Here is a 15,677-nt window from a genome sequence, read left to right as displayed (position 1 = left end):
GTTTTGCCGCTCATTCTGCGGCTCCTATGACGCATTCCGCCGGCTGCGTGCTGCCTGGGCCAGGACAGTAAGGATCCCTGCCGAAGTTTCCCAGTCCATGCACTTGTCAGTGATGCTCTGGCCGTAGACCAGCGGCCCCGGGTTGGCGGAGTCATGCGCCTGGGCACCTCCCACCAGGAAGCTCTCCAGCATGATCCCTGCCAGGATACCGGCGCCTTCCGTTCCCGATTCCAGCTGGGCGGCGAGCTGGAGTGCAACTTCCGCCTGGCGGTGGTGGTCCTTGCCGGAGTTCGCATGGCTGGCGTCGACAATGAGCCGCGGGTTCAGCTCCCTGGCCGCCAGCGCCTGCGAGGCGGCAGCGACGTCGGCCGCTGAGTAGTTGGGGCCGGCGCTTCCGCCGCGCAGGATCAGGTGGGTGTCCGCGTTGCCGGCGGTGCGGACCATGGAGGCGCGGCCGGCTCCGTCGATCCCCAGGAAGGACTGCGGAGCAGCCGCTGCCGCGCAGGCGTCCAGGGCGATCTGCAGCGAACCGTCCGTCCCGTTCTTGAAGCCGACCGGCATTGACAGCCCGGATGCGAGCTGGCGGTGGATCTGGCTTTCTGTGGTCCGCGCGCCGATGGCTCCCCAGCTGACCAGGTCCGCGACGTACTGCGGGCTGATGGGTTCGAGGAATTCGGTGGCGACCGGCAGTCCCAGCTCACCGGCGGCAATCAGGAACCTCCGGGCGGCGTACAGGCCGGCCTCGATGTCATGGCTGCCGTCCAGGTGCGGGTCGTTGATCAGGCCCTTCCAGCCCACCGTGGTCCGCGGCTTCTCGAAGTAGGCCCGCAACACAATGAGCAGGTCATCGCGGTGCTCTTCCGCCACGGCTGCCAGGCGCCGGGCGTACTCCAGGCCAGCGTCCGGATCATGGATGGAACAGGGCCCGACGATGACGAGCAGGCGGTCGTCAACGCCGTCGAGCACCGCCCGGACAGCTTCCCGTCCGCTGCGCACAGTGGCGGCCAGTTCAGGAGAAAGCGGCAGTTCGGCCAGCAGCTGTTCCGGTGCCGGCAGCGGGCGGAATTCGCGTACCCGCTGGTCTGAGGTGGTCTTGGTGTGCTGTGTGGCGGTGAGGTTCATGGTCCCGTATCCGTTTGAGGGTGGACCGGCGGGACTCGTCTCCAGAACCCGCCGGATATGGCGAAGGACAGGGAATGATCCCTGTCCTGTTGGCTCTGAAGGTTGGCGTCAGCGTATTATCGCGCGGGCTCCTCCAGAGCCAACGAAAAATACGCATACCAACGGTTAGTCATGGGTAAGACCGTAGGCCGGTTCCGGAAGCACCGCAAGTTCACATGTTCACAATCTTTCTTTGTGACGCGGGTCCCGCAGCGGACGGCGTAGGCTCGGGTGCCAAGAACAGCCTGCAGTGAAAGCGAGTATTTGGTGACGTCCAAACCCCGGGCCCTGACCCGCCGGATTCCCCGTGTCCAGGATCTGGCTCCCCTCATGCAGTTCAAGAAGCCGCAGCTGGGAACCACTGCCCGGCTGCAGCGCGCCAGCACCGTCTGGGACCTGCGGGACATGGCCAAGAGGCGCACCCCCAAGGCACCCTTCGATTACACGGACGGCGCGGCCGAGGCCGAGATCACCCTGCGGCGGGCACGGGAGGCCTTCGCGGACCTGCAGTTCCGTCCCGGGGTGCTGCGGAACGTTGAGACGGTGGACCTTTCCACCTCAGTGCTTGGCCGGTCCTCGGCCCTGCCGTTTGGCATCGCCCCCACGGGCTTCACCCGCATGATGCAGTCCGAGGGCGAGTACGCGGGTTCACAGGCTGCCGCGGCAGCAGGCATCCCGTACACACTCTCCACCATGGGGACCGCGTCCATCGAGGACGTTGCAGCGGCCGCGCCCGACGGCAGGAACTGGTTCCAGCTCTACCTCTGGACGGACCGGGACAGGTCCCTGGAACTGATCAACAGGGCCGCAGCCGCCGGGTTCGACACCCTCATGGTCACCGTGGATACCGCGGTGGCCGGCGAACGGCTGCGGGATGTACGCAACGGCATGACCATTCCGCCTGCGCTGACCCTGAAGACCGTGCTTGATGCCTCCTACCGGCCGGCGTGGTGGTTCAATTTCCTGACCCATGAGCCGTTGTCCTTCGCCTCATTGAACCGGTACTCCGGGACGGTGGCAGAACTCATCAACTCCATGTTCGATCCCACCCTCACGTATGAGGACCTGGACTGGCTGCGCGGAGTGTGGAAGGGGAACCTGGTGGTCAAGGGCGTCCAGACCCTTGACGACGCGCAGCAGGCCGTGGACCACGGCGCTGACGGAATCGTGCTCTCCAACCATGGCGGACGCCAGCTGGACCGTGCGCCCATTCCCCTGCAGCTGCTTCCGGAGGTCGCGGCGCGGCTCAAGGGCAAGACCAGCATCATCCTGGACACCGGAATCATGAACGGCGGGGATATCGTCGCCGCCTTGGCCCTGGGCGCTGATTTCACCCTTATTGGCCGCGCCTACCTGTACGGCCTCATGGCCGGAGGGCGGGCGGGTGTAGACCGCAGCATCAGCATCCTCGCTGCCCAGGCCGCCCGGACCATGGCGCTGATGGGCGTGGCCGGCGTCAGCGAGCTGACACCGGACCACGTCCGGCTCGGTGCCGTGCGCTAGATAACGCCGAGGGCCAGCATCGCGTCGGCAACCTTCACGAAGCCGCCGATGTTGGCGCCCACCACGTAGTTCCCGGGGGATCCGTACTCGTCGGCCGTCGCGGCGCACCGGTCATGGATGTTGACCATGATCTGGCTCAGCCGCTGCTCGGTGTGCTCGAAGGACCAGGAGTCCCGGCTGGCGTTTTGCTGCATTTCCAGGGCGGAAGTGGCCACGCCGCCGGCGTTCGCCGCCTTGCCCGGGCCGAAGAGCACGCCCGCCTCCTGGAAGACCTCAATCGCCTTGGGGGTGCAGGGCATGTTGGCGCCCTCTGCCACGGCCACGACGCCGGATTTCAGCAGCGAGGTGGCATCGTCTTCGCTCAGTTCGTTCTGCGTGGCACAGGGCAGGGCAACATTGGCACCGGCGTCCCACACCGAGCCGCCGGCCACGAAGGAGACCTTGCCGCCTCGGCGCTGGGCATACTCGGAGATGCGTCCACGCTCGTGTTCCTTGATCTGGCGCAGCAGGTCGACGTCGATCCCTGCCTCATCCACCACATAACCGGAGGAATCGGAGCAGGCTACAACCTTGCCGCCCAGTTCCTGCGCCTTGGCGATTGCGTTGACGGCCACGTTGCCGGAGCCGGAGACGATCACCCGCTGCCCGTCCAGGCTCAGTCCGCGGGTCTTGAGCATCTGTTCGACGAACATGACCACGCCGTAGCCGGTTGCCTCGGGGCGCACCAGCGAGCCGCCCCAGCTGACGCCCTTGCCTGTGAGCACACCGGATTCATAACGGTTGGTGATCCGCTTGTACTGGCCGAAGAGGTAACCGATTTCCCGGCCGCCGACGCCGATGTCCCCGGCGGGCACGTCAGTGTATTCACCGATGTGCCGGTAGAGCTCCGTCATGAAGGATTGGCAGAAGCGCATGACTTCGGCATCGGACTTTCCGCGCGGGTCAAAGTCCGATCCGCCCTTGCCGCCGCCGATGGGCATGCCGGTCAGGGCGTTCTTGAAGATCTGTTCGAAACCGAGGAACTTGACGATGCCCAGGTAGACGCTGGGATGGAAGCGCAGACCACCCTTGTACGGGCCGAGGGCGGAGTTGAATTCGACGCGGAAGCCGCGGTTAATGCGGACATGGCCCTGGTCGTCCACCCACGGCACACGGAAAATGATCTGGCGCTCGGGCTCACAGATCCGCTGCAGGATTGCGGCTTCACCGAACTCGGGGTGCTTGCGCAGCACCGGTTCCAGGGATTCGAAGACTTCGACGACTGCTTGGTGGAATTCTGTTTCGCCGGGATTGCGGCGGAAAACTTCGTCGCGCACGCGGGTGAGTGTTGCGTCCATGTGTTGCTCCTTATCGATGCCCCCACCCGTTAACCACGCTAGACCGGTCAGCGCCGGTAAGCGATCCAGGATCGGGTTGGGGTGCCGCCTACGGGCGGCGCCGGCGGAACTTCGGTAGAGCTCCCAACAGATCGGCTGCGCGTTCCGCGGCGCGGCCTACAGTTCGGCCCAGCTGCTGCTGGACACTGGCATCGACTGCTGCTGCCGGGGTTTCGGCGGCACCGGACGGCATCTTGGCCGCGGCTGCTGCAGCAGTGGTTTGCCGTGTTGTACCGGGAAGGCCGGCAAACAGGGAACGGCCGCGGGCTTCACCGCTGTGTCCGGCGGCGACGCCCGCCAGGCGAGGTGTGGTGGCCTGGGCGGCTGTAAGTGATGGCAGATCAAATGCGCTTAGCCATAGTACTACTTCGTCGAGGGGGCCGGTCTTCAGGGAGTAGAAGCGCCGCTGGCCTTCAGCGCGCATATCAACCAGTCCCGCTTCGCGGAGGACCTTCAGGTGCTTGGATACCGTGGGCTGGCTGACCTCCAGTTCCTGGACCAATGTCCCTACGGACTTGTCGCCGCAGCGCAGCGCGCCGAGGATTTCCCGCCGGGTTCCCTCTGCTATGACAGCGAAAACATCGTCAATGACCATATGCATTACCTTAGCGGCATATCTGTGCTGTCTCAGTTTCGGCAGGAGAGCGGTCCATTCAGTCGAACCAGGGGTCCAGACCGTGCAGCGGGAAGACTTCCTTGCGGGTGGCCATGACCGTTCGGTCAATGTCGTCATTCGGGTCGTATCCAACCTCCCACGACCGCCACCACATATCCACGCCGTCACCCATCTCTGCCGGGGTGTCGATTCCGTGCCGTTCGCGGACGTACTCCCGCCACGGCTGGGGCACGGGGGTGGTCAGCGGCATCCGGGTATTCGCGGCCACTGCCAGCAGCAGCGTCCAGGACCGCGGAACCACGCTGGCCACGTTGTATCCGCCGCCGCCTGTGGCAATCCAGCGTCCCTCGCAGAACTGGTCTGCCAGCCCGGAAATGGTCAGGGCTGCCTGCCGCTGCGTATCCACGGATACGCGCAGGTTGGAGAGCGGGTCATCGCGGTGGCCGTCGCAGCCGTGCTGGCTAATGATCACTTCCGGCGCAAAGGCGGCTGTGAGCTGGGGGACGACGGCGTGGAAGGCGCGCAGCCACCCGGCATCCCGGGTGCCGGGCGGCAGTGCAACGTTCACGGCTGTGCCCGGCGCGTCAGGCCCTCCGGATTCATTGGCGAACCCCGTTCCGGGAAAAAGGGAGATCCCGGTTTCGTGGACCGAGATGGTCATGACCCTTGGGTCGTTCCAGAAAATGGACTGGGTGCCGTCCCCGTGGTGCGCGTCGACGTCGATATACAGGACCCGGCTGTAGCCCGCGTCCAGGAACCGCGCGACGGCCGCAGCGGCGTCGTTGTAGATGCAGAAACCGGATGCCTTTCCCGCAAACGCGTGGTGCATTCCGCCGGCAAAGTTGACCGCGTGGCGGGCCCGGCCGGAGATCACGGCCTCAGCCGCGGCAAGGGAACCGCCCACCAGCCTGGCGCTGGCCTCGTGCATCCCCTCGAACGCGGGATCGTCCTCCGTTCCGAGGCCCAGGGCAGCGTTGGACGTCTGGGGATTCCGGCTGACTTCCCTCACGGCTGCTACGTAAGCGGTATCGTGCACCCGCTCCAGCTGGCGGTCCTCCGCGACGTACGGAGCACCCAGGGTGACCTGGGGAAGATCGAAAATACCGAGCTCCTTCGCCAGGCGGGCGGTCAGGTCCAGCCGCAGCGGACTCATGGGATGCGTGGAGCCGAAGTTATACGCCAGCAGCGATTCGTCCCACACGATGTGCGTGGGCACAGCGGTGAGGCCCAGCCCGGTACTCGTCATGCTCACAGGCTACGCGATCCGCCCCGGACGGCCTGCACCGCCGGACGCCCGGTTAAGTGGTTTACTACTTGGCAGGACCCCGCGCACAGAACTGGACTTTTCGACCCATGGCATCCCAACCGCAGCACACGCTGCAGACGCGGCAGCGCCGTCCCTTCGGCTTCATCGTCGCAGGCCGGGACTTCATTGACGCCGTGGCCAATTCTTCCCCGGCGAGACTGGCCCTGATCGTCTTCTCGCTGGTGATCCTGCTCTTTACGGCGCTGCTGGCCCTGCCTGTAGCGTCGTCCTCCGGTGAGGCCACAGCCCTGCACGATGCCCTGTTCACGGCGGTGTCCGCAGTGTGCGTGACCGGGCTGACGGTGGTCTCTACCGCCACCTACTGGTCCGGTTTTGGCCAGGTCCTCATCCTGATTGCCATCCAGGTGGGCGGCCTGGGCATCCTGACCATGGCATCGCTGCTGGCGCTGGCTGTGAACCGCCGCCTGGGCGTCCGCGGCAAGCTGATCGCGCAGGAAGGCATGAACACCGGCCGCCTGGGTGAGGTGGGCAACCTGCTGAGGATCGTCGTGAGTACCACCGTGCTCATCGAACTCGCACTGGCTGCCGTGCTCGCACCCCGGTTCATGATCCTGGGCGAGTCTCCGGGCGAGGCCATCTGGCACGCCGTCTTCTACTCCATCTCTTCCTTCAACAACGCCGGGTTCACGCCGCACTCGGACGGTTTGGTGCCGTACGAATATGACCTGTGGGTGCTGATCCCCATCATGGCCGGCGTCTTCATCGGCAGCCTGGGCTTCCCGGTGATCATGGTCCTGCTGCAGAGCCGCATGCGGACACGGAGGTGGAACCTGCACACCAAGCTCACGGTGCTGGTCTCCCTGATCCTGCTGGCCGCCGGCTCAGTGCTGTGGGCCCTGTTTGAATGGTTCAACCAGCGCACGATCGCCGGGATGGGAGTGGGCGAGAAGATCCTGCATGCGGTGTTCGCCTCCGTGATGATGCGCTCCGGCGGGTTCAGCCTGGTGGACATGGCGGACCAGGACGCTTCCACCCTGCTGATCACGGACATGCTGATGTTCGCCGGCGGCGGTTCCGCTTCCACCGCGGGCGGCATCAAGGTCACCACCATTGCCGTGATCTTCCTGGCCATCGTCGCGGAGGCACGCGGCGATACCGATGTGCGGGCCTTCGGACGGAACATTCCGGCCGGAGCGCTGCGGGTGGCCATTTCGGTGGTGATCCTGGGCGCCACCATGGTGGCAGTGGCCACGATCGGACTGCTGGTCGTCACGGAGGAAACCCTCCAGCCGGTACTGTTCGAAGTGATCTCCGCGTTTGCCACCGTGGGCCTGAGCATCGGGCTCAGTCCCGAGCTGCCGCCGTCGGGCAAATACATCCTGGCCGGCCTGATGTTCGCCGGCCGCGTCGGAACAATCACGCTGGCGGCCGCCCTGGCCCTGCGCCAGCGCAAGCCGCTGTACCACTACCCTGAGGAAAGGCCCATCATTGGCTGAGAGACCGCCGCACAATGCCCCCGTCCTGGTTATTGGACTGGGCCGCTTTGGTTCCGCCACCGCCGAGCAGCTGGTGAAGCAGGGCCGTGAAGTCCTGGCCATCGAACGGGACCCGGACCTGGTGCAGAAAGCGTCGGGCAAGCTCACGCACGTGGTGCAGGCGGACGCAACCAACATCGATGCGCTCAAGCAGCTTGGCGCGCAGGACTTCTCTGCCGCCGTCGTGGGCGTGGGCACGTCCATCGAGTCAAGCGTGCTCATTACCGTAAACCTGGTGGACCTGGGCATCGAGCACCTGTGGGTAAAGGCCATTACCCCGGCCCACGGAAAGATCCTCACCCGGATCGGCGCCAACCATGTGATCTACCCCGAGGCCGACGCCGGGCAGCGTGCCGCCCATCTGGTGGGTGGACGGATGCTGGACTTCATCGAGTTCGACGACGACTTCGCAATCGTGAAGATGTACCCGCCCAAGGAAACCCAGGGCTTCACCCTGCGCGAATCCAACGTCCGCTCGAAGTACGGGGTCACGGTGGTGGGGGTGAAGTCCCCGGGCGAGGACTTCACCTATGCGCAGGCTGACACCAAGGTCTCCAGCCGGGACGTGCTGATCGTGTCCGGCCACGTGGACCTGCTGGAACGCTTCGCCTCCCGGCCCTAGGGCTGCCGCGCAGCGCTGAGCCCGGCGGTGATCTCCGCTGAGCGGTCCGCTGCGGCGTGCATGCCGCCGGCGATGATGCCTGGCAGCCCCCGGGCGTCAAAAACGCCGATCGCTGCTTCCGTGGTGCCGTTGGGGCTGGTCACGGCCTTCCGCAGGGCTGCGGCGTCCGCTTCGGGTTCTGCCAGCATCGCGCCTGCTCCGGCAATGGTCTCAGCGGCCAGCAGTGCTGCCAGTTCCGGATCCAGGCCCAGGTCTGCTCCCGCCTTCGCCATTGCCTCGGCAAGGTAGAAGGCGTACGCGGGGCCGGATCCGCTGACGGAGCCAACGGCGTTGATCTGGTCTTCGCGCACCTCGAATACCCGGCCGGTGCCCGACAGCAGGGAACGCACCAGCTTCACGGAGTCCGCAGTTGCAGCCGAACCCGGCGCAAGTGCGGTCACGCCGCGGCCCAGCTTTGCTGGCGTGTTGGGCATGGTTCGGATCACCTGGGTGCCGGCGGGCAGGGCAGCCTCCATCAGCTCCAGCGGGACGGCCGCTGCAACACTGACGACGACGGCTTCCGGGCGAAGCGTGGCAGCAACGTCTTCCAGCATGGCGCGCACGCCCACGGGCTTAACACCGATGATGACGACGTCCGCGGATTCCGCGGCGGTGCGGTTGGCGCCGGCGTCCTCAGACTCGGCCAGCACGGTGATGCCGTGTCGTTCGCGGAGCTGCCCGGCACGTTCGCTCCGCCGCACCGTGGCGGTGATGAGTTCGGGCGGGAAGCCGCCGGCAAGGATGCCGCCAAGGATGGCCTCGTTCATGGAGCCGCAGCCCAGGAAAGAAAGTCGGGGAAGATTCTGCATGCCCCGATTCTCGCACGGTGCCCCGCAGCGCCCGAATACGAAGATTCCAAGCAGACATTCAGGCAGCTCTGTGCCGGTCCACAACTTTGGTGCGTATCGTAATTATTGCCTCTTGGAGGTGCGAGTGATGAAGGGCCGGTTTACCGGCCCGGTGGTGCCGGCGATCCGCGGACGTTTCCCCCCAACCGTCCCGTTTGACCGCCGGCACCCACTCGTTTAAGCGGCGGCTATTCGTCCAGCACCTGGTTCAGGTTCACGCGGGCAAATTCAAGGGTCTGCCGCAGCATCTCTTCCCGTTCCCCTGCTTCCTTTGCCTTGCGGGTACTGACTTCGATCGCCACAGTGCCGGTGTATCCGGTTTCGGACAGATACTGCAGGGTTTCCGCGCAGCGCTGGGTGCCTTGCCCCGGAAGCAGGTGCTCATCCTTGCCGTTGGGTGTTCCGTCGGTGAGGTGGACGTGGCTCAGCCGGCTGCCCAGCTTGCGGATCTCCTCATAAGAGTCCATTCCGGCGATGGCGGCGTGGGAGAAATCCCAGGTCACATGCTCATAAGGTTCCGGCAGGGGATTCCAGTGCGGGAGGTAGGCTTTTGCCTCCCTGCCCCGGACCCTCCACGGGTACATGTTCTCCACCGCGATGGTGACGCCGTATTCCTCTGCGATTCGGCGGACACCCTCAGCGAAGTTCTCCGCGTAGCCGGACTGCCAGCGGAAGGGCGGATGTGCCACTACGGTTGTCGCTCCGACTTCCGCGGCCATCGCGGCGGAGAGTTCGATCTTGGTCCAGGCCTTTCCCCATACCTGCTGCGTCAGCAGCAGTGTCGGCGCGTGGATGGCAAGCACCGGCATCTGGTACCGCTCGATCAGGCCGCGGATGGTCTCCGGGTTGCGGCTGATCTGGCTGCCCGTGACCATCACTTCCACGCCGTCGTAGCCCAGGTCGTGTGCCACGGCGAACGTGTCATGGACGGACAGCGGGTATACGGACGAACTGGACAGCGCCACGGGGATCTGCGGTAGGTTCGCCGCGGGCTGCACGTTCTGGGGGGAGGTCAGTGTCATAGTGGTGCACTTCCGTTCGGTTCGCCGGCCGCAGCCAGGACCAGTGCCCCGGCCGGTCCCGGCGGGAGGATGTGGGGACCGGCAGGCGGCCTGCCCAGAGGGCCGGCATTTCCTGTGTCGAAGCGCAGCGTGTCGAAACGCTGCAGGATGAGTCCCTCCCGAAGTGCCCAGGGGCAGATCCGCAGGGACTTGATGCTGAAGGCTTCCATTGCTGCTTCCGCTACCAGGGCGCCGGCAAGGACCTGCGGGGCGCGCAGGTCCGAAACGCCGTCAAGCTCCGCCCGCTGGGCCGCGGTCATCCCTGCCAGCCGCGGGATGAGGGCGGAGAGGTCGGCACGGCGCAGCTTGCGGCGTGCGTACACCCCGGCACCGGAAGGCGCGGCCCCGGTGAGGCGGGCCAGGGACCGGAACGTCTTGGAGGTTCCCGCAGCAAGGTGGGGGGAACCATACTCCTTGAACTCTGCCGCGGCTTCCTGCACGACGCCGCGGATATGGCTGCGCAGGGCATGGACGGCGGCAGGACCGGGCGGGTCTTCGTGCAGCCAGTCGCGGGTGAGCCGTCCGGCGCCCAGCGGCACCGAGACAGCGACGTCGGGCAGTTCATCCTGTCCCTGCGCCATTTCGAAGGACCCGCCGCCAATATCCAGGTCCAGCAGGGTGCCGGCGCCCCAGCCGAACCAGCGGCGGACCGCGAGGTAGGTCATGGAAGCTTCCTGCCGGCCGCTGAGCTCCTTGAGCGTCACGCCGGTTTCCAGCTCCACAAAGTCCAGCACGCTTTGGCCGTTGGCGGACTCGCGGATCGCGGAGGTGGTAAACGCGAGCATGTCCTGCGCGCGGTGGCGGAGGGCGAAGTCGCGGGCCTCAGCCACGAAGTCCGCCAGCAGGCGCTGGCCCTGGGGCGTTACCGCCCCGCCGGCGTCCAGGTGGGCTACCAGCTGCAGGGGACGTTTATGGGACGCGAACGGGACAGGGCGCGCACCGGGGTGTGCATCGACCAGCAGCAGATGCACGGTGTTGGACCCAATGTCCAGGACTCCTAGTCGCATGATCCCATTATGCGGCCGTACCGGCCGCACACCTTTCCGGGCCCCTGTGCAGGGGACCGGAAAATGTGCGCGGCAGCCGGCACCGTCTTACTTCTTGGCCGTCGCGCGCTTGCGGACCGGCTTCTTGGCCGGGCCCTTCTCGCGCTTCTCCGCGAGCAGTTCAAGCGCCCGTTCCCGGGTCAGTTCCTCAATGGCCATGGACCGCGGAACGGTGATGTTGGTGATGCCGTCGGTGATGTAGGGACCAAAGCGGCCGTCCTTGACCACTACCGGCTTCTCCGAGACGGGATCGGTGCCGAACTCGGCCAGCGGAGCCGCAGCCTGCCGCCCGCCGCGCTGCTTGGGCTGGGAGTAGATCTCCAGTGCCTGCTCCAGGGTGATCGTGAAGATCTCCTCCTCGGAGCCGATCGACCTGGAGTCGGTGCCCTTCTTCAGGTACGGACCAAACCGGCCGTTCTGCACGGTGATCTCATTGCCCTCGGCGTCGGTGCCCAGCACCCGGGGCAGACGCATCAGCTTCAGCGCCTCTTCCAGGGTGACAGTCTCCACGCTCATGGACTTGAACAGCGAACCCGTGCGCGGCTTAACCTTGGCAGGCTTCTTCGGCGGCTTGGGCTTGCCGTTCTTGTAATACTCCACCGGCTGGTTCGCCAGTTCCTCGGCCGTGGGCTCCGGAATGAGTTCAATGACGTACGGGCCGTAACGGCCGTTGCGCGCCACGATGGTCCGCCCGGTCTCGGGGTCCTCCCCCAGTACGCGCTCCTCGGGGCCGGCACTGTTCATCAGCTCAATGGCCTTCTCAGCGGTCAGCTCATCCGGGGCAAGGTCCTCGGGTACGTTGGCGCGGTCGGGTTCGGTGCCTTCCGGGGCGTCCGCCGGCAGCGGGCGCTCCAGGTACGGGCCAAACTTGCCCACGCGCAGCACAATGCCGTCGGCGATCTCGATGGAGTTCACGGCACGTGCGTCGATTTCACCGAGGTCGTTGACGATGGTGTGCAGGCCGGTGTCTTTCCGGTCGCCGTAGTAGAACTGGTTCAGCCACTCCACGCGGCCGGCTTCGCCGCGCGCAATGCGGTCCAGGTCCTCTTCCATTTCGGCGGTGAAGTCGTAGTCCACGTAGTCAGTGAAGTGTTCCTCCAGCAGCCGGACCACGGAGAACGCAATCCAGCTGGGCACCAGTGCCTGGCCGCGCTGCGTGACGTACCCGCGGTCCATGATCGTGGAGATCGTCGCGGCGTACGTGGACGGGCGTCCGATTCCCAGCTCTTCGAGCGTCTTCACCAGCGAAGCTTCGGTGAAGCGCGGCGGCGGGGAAGTTTCATGGCCGCTGGCTGCCAGGTCGGCGGCGCTGAGCGGATCGTCCTTCTTGAGGACCGGCAGGCGTCCTCCTTCGGAACCTTCGTCCTCGTCCCGGGTAGCGTCGTGGCCTTCTTCGTAGGCGGCCATAAAACCGCGGAAGGTGATGACGGTACCGGAGGCCGAGAATTCGGCGTCACGCCCGTCAGCCGAGACGGCACCCAGCTTGACTGACGCCGTCGAACCCTTGGCGTCCGCCATCTGGGAGGCGACGGTGCGCTTCCAGATCAGTTCATAGAGCTTGAACTCGTCTCCGCGCAGCGAGGATGCAACCTGCGCCGGGGTGCGGAAGGAGTCGCCGGCGGGGCGGATGGCCTCGTGGGCTTCCTGAGCGTTTTTGGACTTGCCTTTGTAGACGCGGCGGGCTTCGGGCACATACTCGGGTCCGTAGAGTTCCGAAGCCTGCCGGCGGGCAGCGTTGATTGCCTGGTCCGACAGGGACGAGGAATCGGTACGCATATAGGTGATGTAGCCGTTTTCATACAGCCGCTGCGCAACCTGCATGGTCACGCGGGAGGAGAAGCGCAGCTTGCGGCTGGCCTCCTGCTGCAGCGTGGAGGTGGTGAACGGGGCTGCGGGGCGGCGGGTGTACGGCTTGGTTTCAAGGGACCGGACGGTGAACGACGCCGATTGCAGGCCTTCGGCGAGGGACAGGGCGGCCGCTTCATCCAGGTGCGTGACGTTCTTGGACTTGAGCTCGCCGCGGTCGGTGAAGTCCTTGCCGGACGCGATCCGGGCGCCGTCAACCGAAGTCAGGCGCGCCTTGAAACTTTCCGAGGAGGCAGTGGAGAACGTGCCGAGCAGGTCCCAGTAGGACGCGGAGCGGAACGCCATCCGCTCGCGTTCGCGCTCTACGACCAGGCGGGTTGCCACGGACTGGACGCGGCCGGCGGAGAGGCCGCGGGCCACCTTGCGCCAGAGCACAGGGGAGATCTCGTAGCCGTAGAGGCGGTCCAGGATGCGGCGGGTTTCCTGGGCATCGACCATGGAGATGTCGATGTCCCGCATTTCCAGCAACGCCCGCTGGATCGCTTCCTTGGTGATTTCCGGGAAGGTCAGGCGGTGGACGGGAACCTTCGGCTTCAGCACCTGGAGCAGGTGCCACGCGATGGCTTCGCCTTCGCGGTCACCGTCAGTTGCGAGGTAGAGTTCGTCGGCGTCTTTGAGCGCGGCCTTGAGCTCCGCAACCTTCTTCTTCTTGTCCGTGGAGACAACGTAATAGGGCTCGAAGTCCTTATCCAGGTCAACGGCAAACTTGCCCAGCGAACTCTTCTTCAGCTCGGCGGGAAGGTCCGAGGGCTGCGGAAGGTCACGGATATGACCCATCGACGCCGTGACCTCAAAGCCGTCGCCAAGATAGCCGGCGATCGTCTTGCCCTTGGCCGGTGACTCGACAATTACCAGCTTCTTCTTCTTGCCGGTCGACTTCTCCGTTGCCTTAACTGGCACTGTTCTCCTACGTACGGGATGGTTCAAAACGGATGATCAACGGCGCGTGCAGCGCACCGCATGCTCGCTCATCCTTAGACAGTATGGGGAAACCCCAAGCACAAGGGTAACCATAACTGCACCGGCGGGCGGACCCGGACCAATTTAGCTGTGCGCTGGGTTACGGTGCTGCCGGAAGGAGGAACCCGTCCAGGACCAGGTTGCGCACTTCTTCCTCCAGCGCGGCGGCGAACTCCGGATCCCCACGGCCCAGAAGCGAGCCAAGTGCCGCGATAATCGCCCCGGCGGGCAGGTCGCCGTCGCACGCTGACACAAAGCCTGTCAGCTCGGTGCTCATCAGGTTGGTCCGCCGCAGGCCGGCGCCCTGGCGGAGCAGGATCACACCGGGATGCTCAGCGCCGGGGCGGGCATGGCGTTCCTCGGTGACATCCTCGGCCACTACAAGGTGCTCGGCGCCCAGGTGAGGGTGCGCCTGGATCCAGTCAAAACGTTCGACGGCGGCAGCCAGGTGCGGTGCGAGCGGGGACTCGAGCGGGTGGGTGATTTCCTCGAACCGGAGCAGCGGGGCTGCCGTTGAGTTGGCCCGCCGCCGCATCCACACTGAGCCGAAGCCGACGCCGGTGGTCCCGCGGGAGGCGAAGTCGCGCAGGTAGGCGGCGTAAGAGGCGGCGTACTCGTCCCGGTCCCGGTTCTCTGCCGCGTCCCGAAGCCACATTTCCGCGTATTCGGCCGGGCTGAGCACCTCACGCTGGATCACCCAGGCGTCCATGCCCTCCGGCAGCCAGGAGCGCAGCCGGGCGTTCCAGGTGTCCTTCCCGCCGTCTTCCGCCGGCCCCTGGATCTCCCAGTTCCCCAGCATCTGTGCGATGCCGCCCGGAGCCAGCACGGATTCAAGGTTCCGGAAGAGACCGGAAACGATCTGGTCCCCCGGCAGTCCGCCGTCACGGTAGGTGAAGCGGTCTTCTTCATCCTCGCCGGACACCCGCGGGGTGATCACGAACGGCGGGTTTGAAACCACCTGGTCAAAGTGCTCCCCCGCCACCGGCTCCAGCATGCTGCCAAGCCGAAGCTGAACGCGGCGATCCAGCTGGTCCGGGTCAAGTCCGAGGGCCGGGGCGTTCAGCACCAGGTTAAAACGGGTGAAACCCAGGGCCCGCTCGGAGATGTCCGTGGCGGTTACGTGCCGGGCGTGTCCCAACAGGTGGAAGACCTGGATCCCGCAGCCGGTGCCCAGGTCCAGCGCCCGGTCCACCGGAGTGTTAATGCTCAGCTGGGCCAGGGACAGGGATGCCTGCCCGATGCCCAGCACATGCCCGTGCGGCAGCACTCCCGGACGCTGGTGGGCCCCGAGGTCGCTGGCCACCCAGAGGTGCGTGCTGCCGGCGCGGCCGTCGAACTCGTAGGGCCGCAGGTCCACGCTGGCGCGCAGCATTTCGGATGCCTCAGGGTCCTCCTCCGCCAGTCCGAGCTCCGCCAGCCCCTCCGTGCCCGTCCGGGGGAATGCGTCCCGGACCTGCTGCGCTGGAACGGAGGAGCCTACGAGCCACAGCGCCACCGCAGCGGCCACCGGGGCCGGGGCGCCGCCGTCGGCTGCTGCCCTGCAGGCGAGCATGGCAGGAACCAGCTGGTCCCGGGACAGGGCGGAGCTGGCCTCCTCCCCCAGGAAGGCTGCGACGCCGTCGACCGTGTAGCCGGCGTCGGACAGATCGGCGGCGAGCGCAGCCAGCAGCGGAAGGTTAAAACTTTGGGGTGTGCCCGGAACGCGGGAGAAGTCAGTCACCCGTCCAGTCTAGGTTCAGCTCCCTTCCCCATTCCCCCATCGAGATGGCAGATACGG

At 66.0% G+C, this 15,677-nt stretch carries 12 protein-coding genes; 3 read left to right on the top strand and 9 right to left on the bottom strand.

The window, feature by feature from the left end; translation table 11 throughout:
- Positions 1-24: 24 nt before the first annotated feature.
- A complete protein-coding gene (locus ABFX29_RS07130; RefSeq protein WP_152226124.1) occupies positions 25-1,122 on the bottom strand; it encodes a 3-deoxy-7-phosphoheptulonate synthase in 1,098 nt (365 codons plus the stop codon).
- A 306-nt stretch (positions 1,123-1,428) separates the two neighbouring features.
- On the opposite strand from ABFX29_RS07130, the gene ABFX29_RS07125 reads away from it, so the two are divergent.
- Positions 1,429-2,664 (top strand): alpha-hydroxy acid oxidase, encoded by a 1,236-nt coding sequence (locus ABFX29_RS07125; RefSeq protein WP_338079115.1) that lies wholly within the window; start codon positions 1,429-1,431, stop codon positions 2,662-2,664.
- Here ABFX29_RS07125 and gdhA read toward each other — a convergent pair.
- From gdhA to ABFX29_RS07110, 3 genes are all read right to left on the bottom strand, one after another.
- A complete protein-coding gene (gene gdhA, locus ABFX29_RS07120) occupies positions 2,661-4,001 on the bottom strand; it encodes an NADP-specific glutamate dehydrogenase (protein ID WP_152226122.1) in 1,341 nt (446 codons plus the stop codon). The two genes, ABFX29_RS07125 and gdhA, sit on opposite strands and share 4 nt — an antisense overlap.
- Before the next feature lie 88 nt (positions 4,002-4,089).
- On the bottom strand, positions 4,090-4,635 hold the full coding sequence (locus ABFX29_RS07115; protein WP_152226120.1) for an ArsR/SmtB family transcription factor: 546 nt from the start codon (positions 4,633-4,635) through the stop codon (positions 4,090-4,092).
- A gap of 58 nt (positions 4,636-4,693) precedes the next feature.
- Positions 4,694-5,902 carry an acetoin utilization protein AcuC gene (locus tag ABFX29_RS07110; RefSeq protein WP_152226118.1) on the bottom strand — a complete coding sequence of 403 codons (1,209 nt, stop codon included), beginning with the start codon at positions 5,900-5,902 and terminating at the stop codon, positions 4,694-4,696.
- Positions 5,903-6,009: 107 nt separating this feature from the next.
- Between ABFX29_RS07110 and ABFX29_RS07105 the strand changes: the two genes are divergently transcribed.
- Positions 6,010-7,419 carry a TrkH family potassium uptake protein gene (locus ABFX29_RS07105; protein WP_152226116.1) on the top strand — a complete coding sequence of 470 codons (1,410 nt, stop codon included), beginning with the start codon at positions 6,010-6,012 and terminating at the stop codon, positions 7,417-7,419.
- On the top strand, positions 7,412-8,080 hold the full coding sequence (locus tag ABFX29_RS07100; protein ID WP_091602010.1) for a potassium channel family protein: 669 nt from the start codon (positions 7,412-7,414) through the stop codon (positions 8,078-8,080). Before ABFX29_RS07105 ends, ABFX29_RS07100 begins: the two co-directional genes overlap by 8 nt.
- Here the strand turns inward: ABFX29_RS07100 and proC are convergent.
- The 5 genes from proC to ABFX29_RS07075 all read right to left on the bottom strand — a co-directional run bounded on the left by proC (position 8,077) and on the right by ABFX29_RS07075 (position 15,620).
- Positions 8,077-8,928, bottom strand: a complete 852-nt coding sequence (gene proC / locus ABFX29_RS07095; protein WP_152226114.1) for a pyrroline-5-carboxylate reductase — start codon at positions 8,926-8,928, stop codon at positions 8,077-8,079. The two genes, ABFX29_RS07100 and proC, sit on opposite strands and share 4 nt — an antisense overlap.
- A 227-nt stretch (positions 8,929-9,155) precedes the next feature.
- Positions 9,156-9,989 (bottom strand): sugar phosphate isomerase/epimerase family protein, encoded by an 834-nt coding sequence (locus tag ABFX29_RS07090; RefSeq protein WP_152226112.1) that lies wholly within the window; start codon positions 9,987-9,989, stop codon positions 9,156-9,158.
- Positions 9,986-11,035 (bottom strand): Ppx/GppA phosphatase family protein, encoded by a 1,050-nt coding sequence (locus ABFX29_RS07085; protein WP_152226110.1) that lies wholly within the window; start codon positions 11,033-11,035, stop codon positions 9,986-9,988. Before ABFX29_RS07085 ends, ABFX29_RS07090 begins: the two co-directional genes overlap by 4 nt.
- Positions 11,036-11,122: 87 nt before the next feature.
- Positions 11,123-13,840: a type I DNA topoisomerase gene (gene topA, locus ABFX29_RS07080; RefSeq protein WP_152226108.1), complete on the bottom strand. Its 2,718-nt coding sequence runs from the start codon at positions 13,838-13,840 to the stop codon at positions 11,123-11,125.
- A 160-nt stretch (positions 13,841-14,000) separates the two neighbouring features.
- Positions 14,001-15,620 carry a DUF7059 domain-containing protein gene (locus ABFX29_RS07075; protein WP_152226106.1) on the bottom strand — a complete coding sequence of 540 codons (1,620 nt, stop codon included), beginning with the start codon at positions 15,618-15,620 and terminating at the stop codon, positions 14,001-14,003.
- Between the last annotated feature and the right edge of the window lie 57 nt (positions 15,621-15,677).

The sequence above is a fragment of the Arthrobacter gandavensis genome, assembly GCF_039528575.1.
GTDB lineage: Bacteria > Actinomycetota > Actinomycetes > Actinomycetales > Micrococcaceae > Arthrobacter_B > Arthrobacter_B citreus_B.
This window is presented reverse-complemented; position numbering and strand designations above follow the sequence as displayed.

What these genes read in the sequence shown, in the direction of transcription:
- ABFX29_RS07130 (WP_152226124.1), bottom strand. Translation starts at nt 1,122, where the DNA reads ATGAACCTCACCGCCACACAGCACACCAAGACCACCTCAGACCAGCGG.
- gdhA (WP_152226122.1), bottom strand. Translation starts at nt 4,001, where the DNA reads ATGGACGCAACACTCACCCGCGTGCGCGACGAAGTTTTCCGCCGCAAT.
- ABFX29_RS07115 (WP_152226120.1), bottom strand. Translation starts at nt 4,635, where the DNA reads ATGGTCATTGACGATGTTTTCGCTGTCATAGCAGAGGGAACCCGGCGG.
- ABFX29_RS07110 (WP_152226118.1), bottom strand. Translation starts at nt 5,902, where the DNA reads ATGACGAGTACCGGGCTGGGCCTCACCGCTGTGCCCACGCACATCGTG.
- ABFX29_RS07105 (WP_152226116.1), top strand. Translation starts at nt 6,010, where the DNA reads ATGGCATCCCAACCGCAGCACACGCTGCAGACGCGGCAGCGCCGTCCC.
- proC (WP_152226114.1), bottom strand. Translation starts at nt 8,928, where the DNA reads ATGCAGAATCTTCCCCGACTTTCTTTCCTGGGCTGCGGCTCCATGAAC.
- ABFX29_RS07090 (WP_152226112.1), bottom strand. Translation starts at nt 9,989, where the DNA reads ATGACACTGACCTCCCCCCAGAACGTGCAGCCCGCGGCGAACCTACCG.
- ABFX29_RS07085 (WP_152226110.1), bottom strand. Translation starts at nt 11,035, where the DNA reads ATGCGACTAGGAGTCCTGGACATTGGGTCCAACACCGTGCATCTGCTG.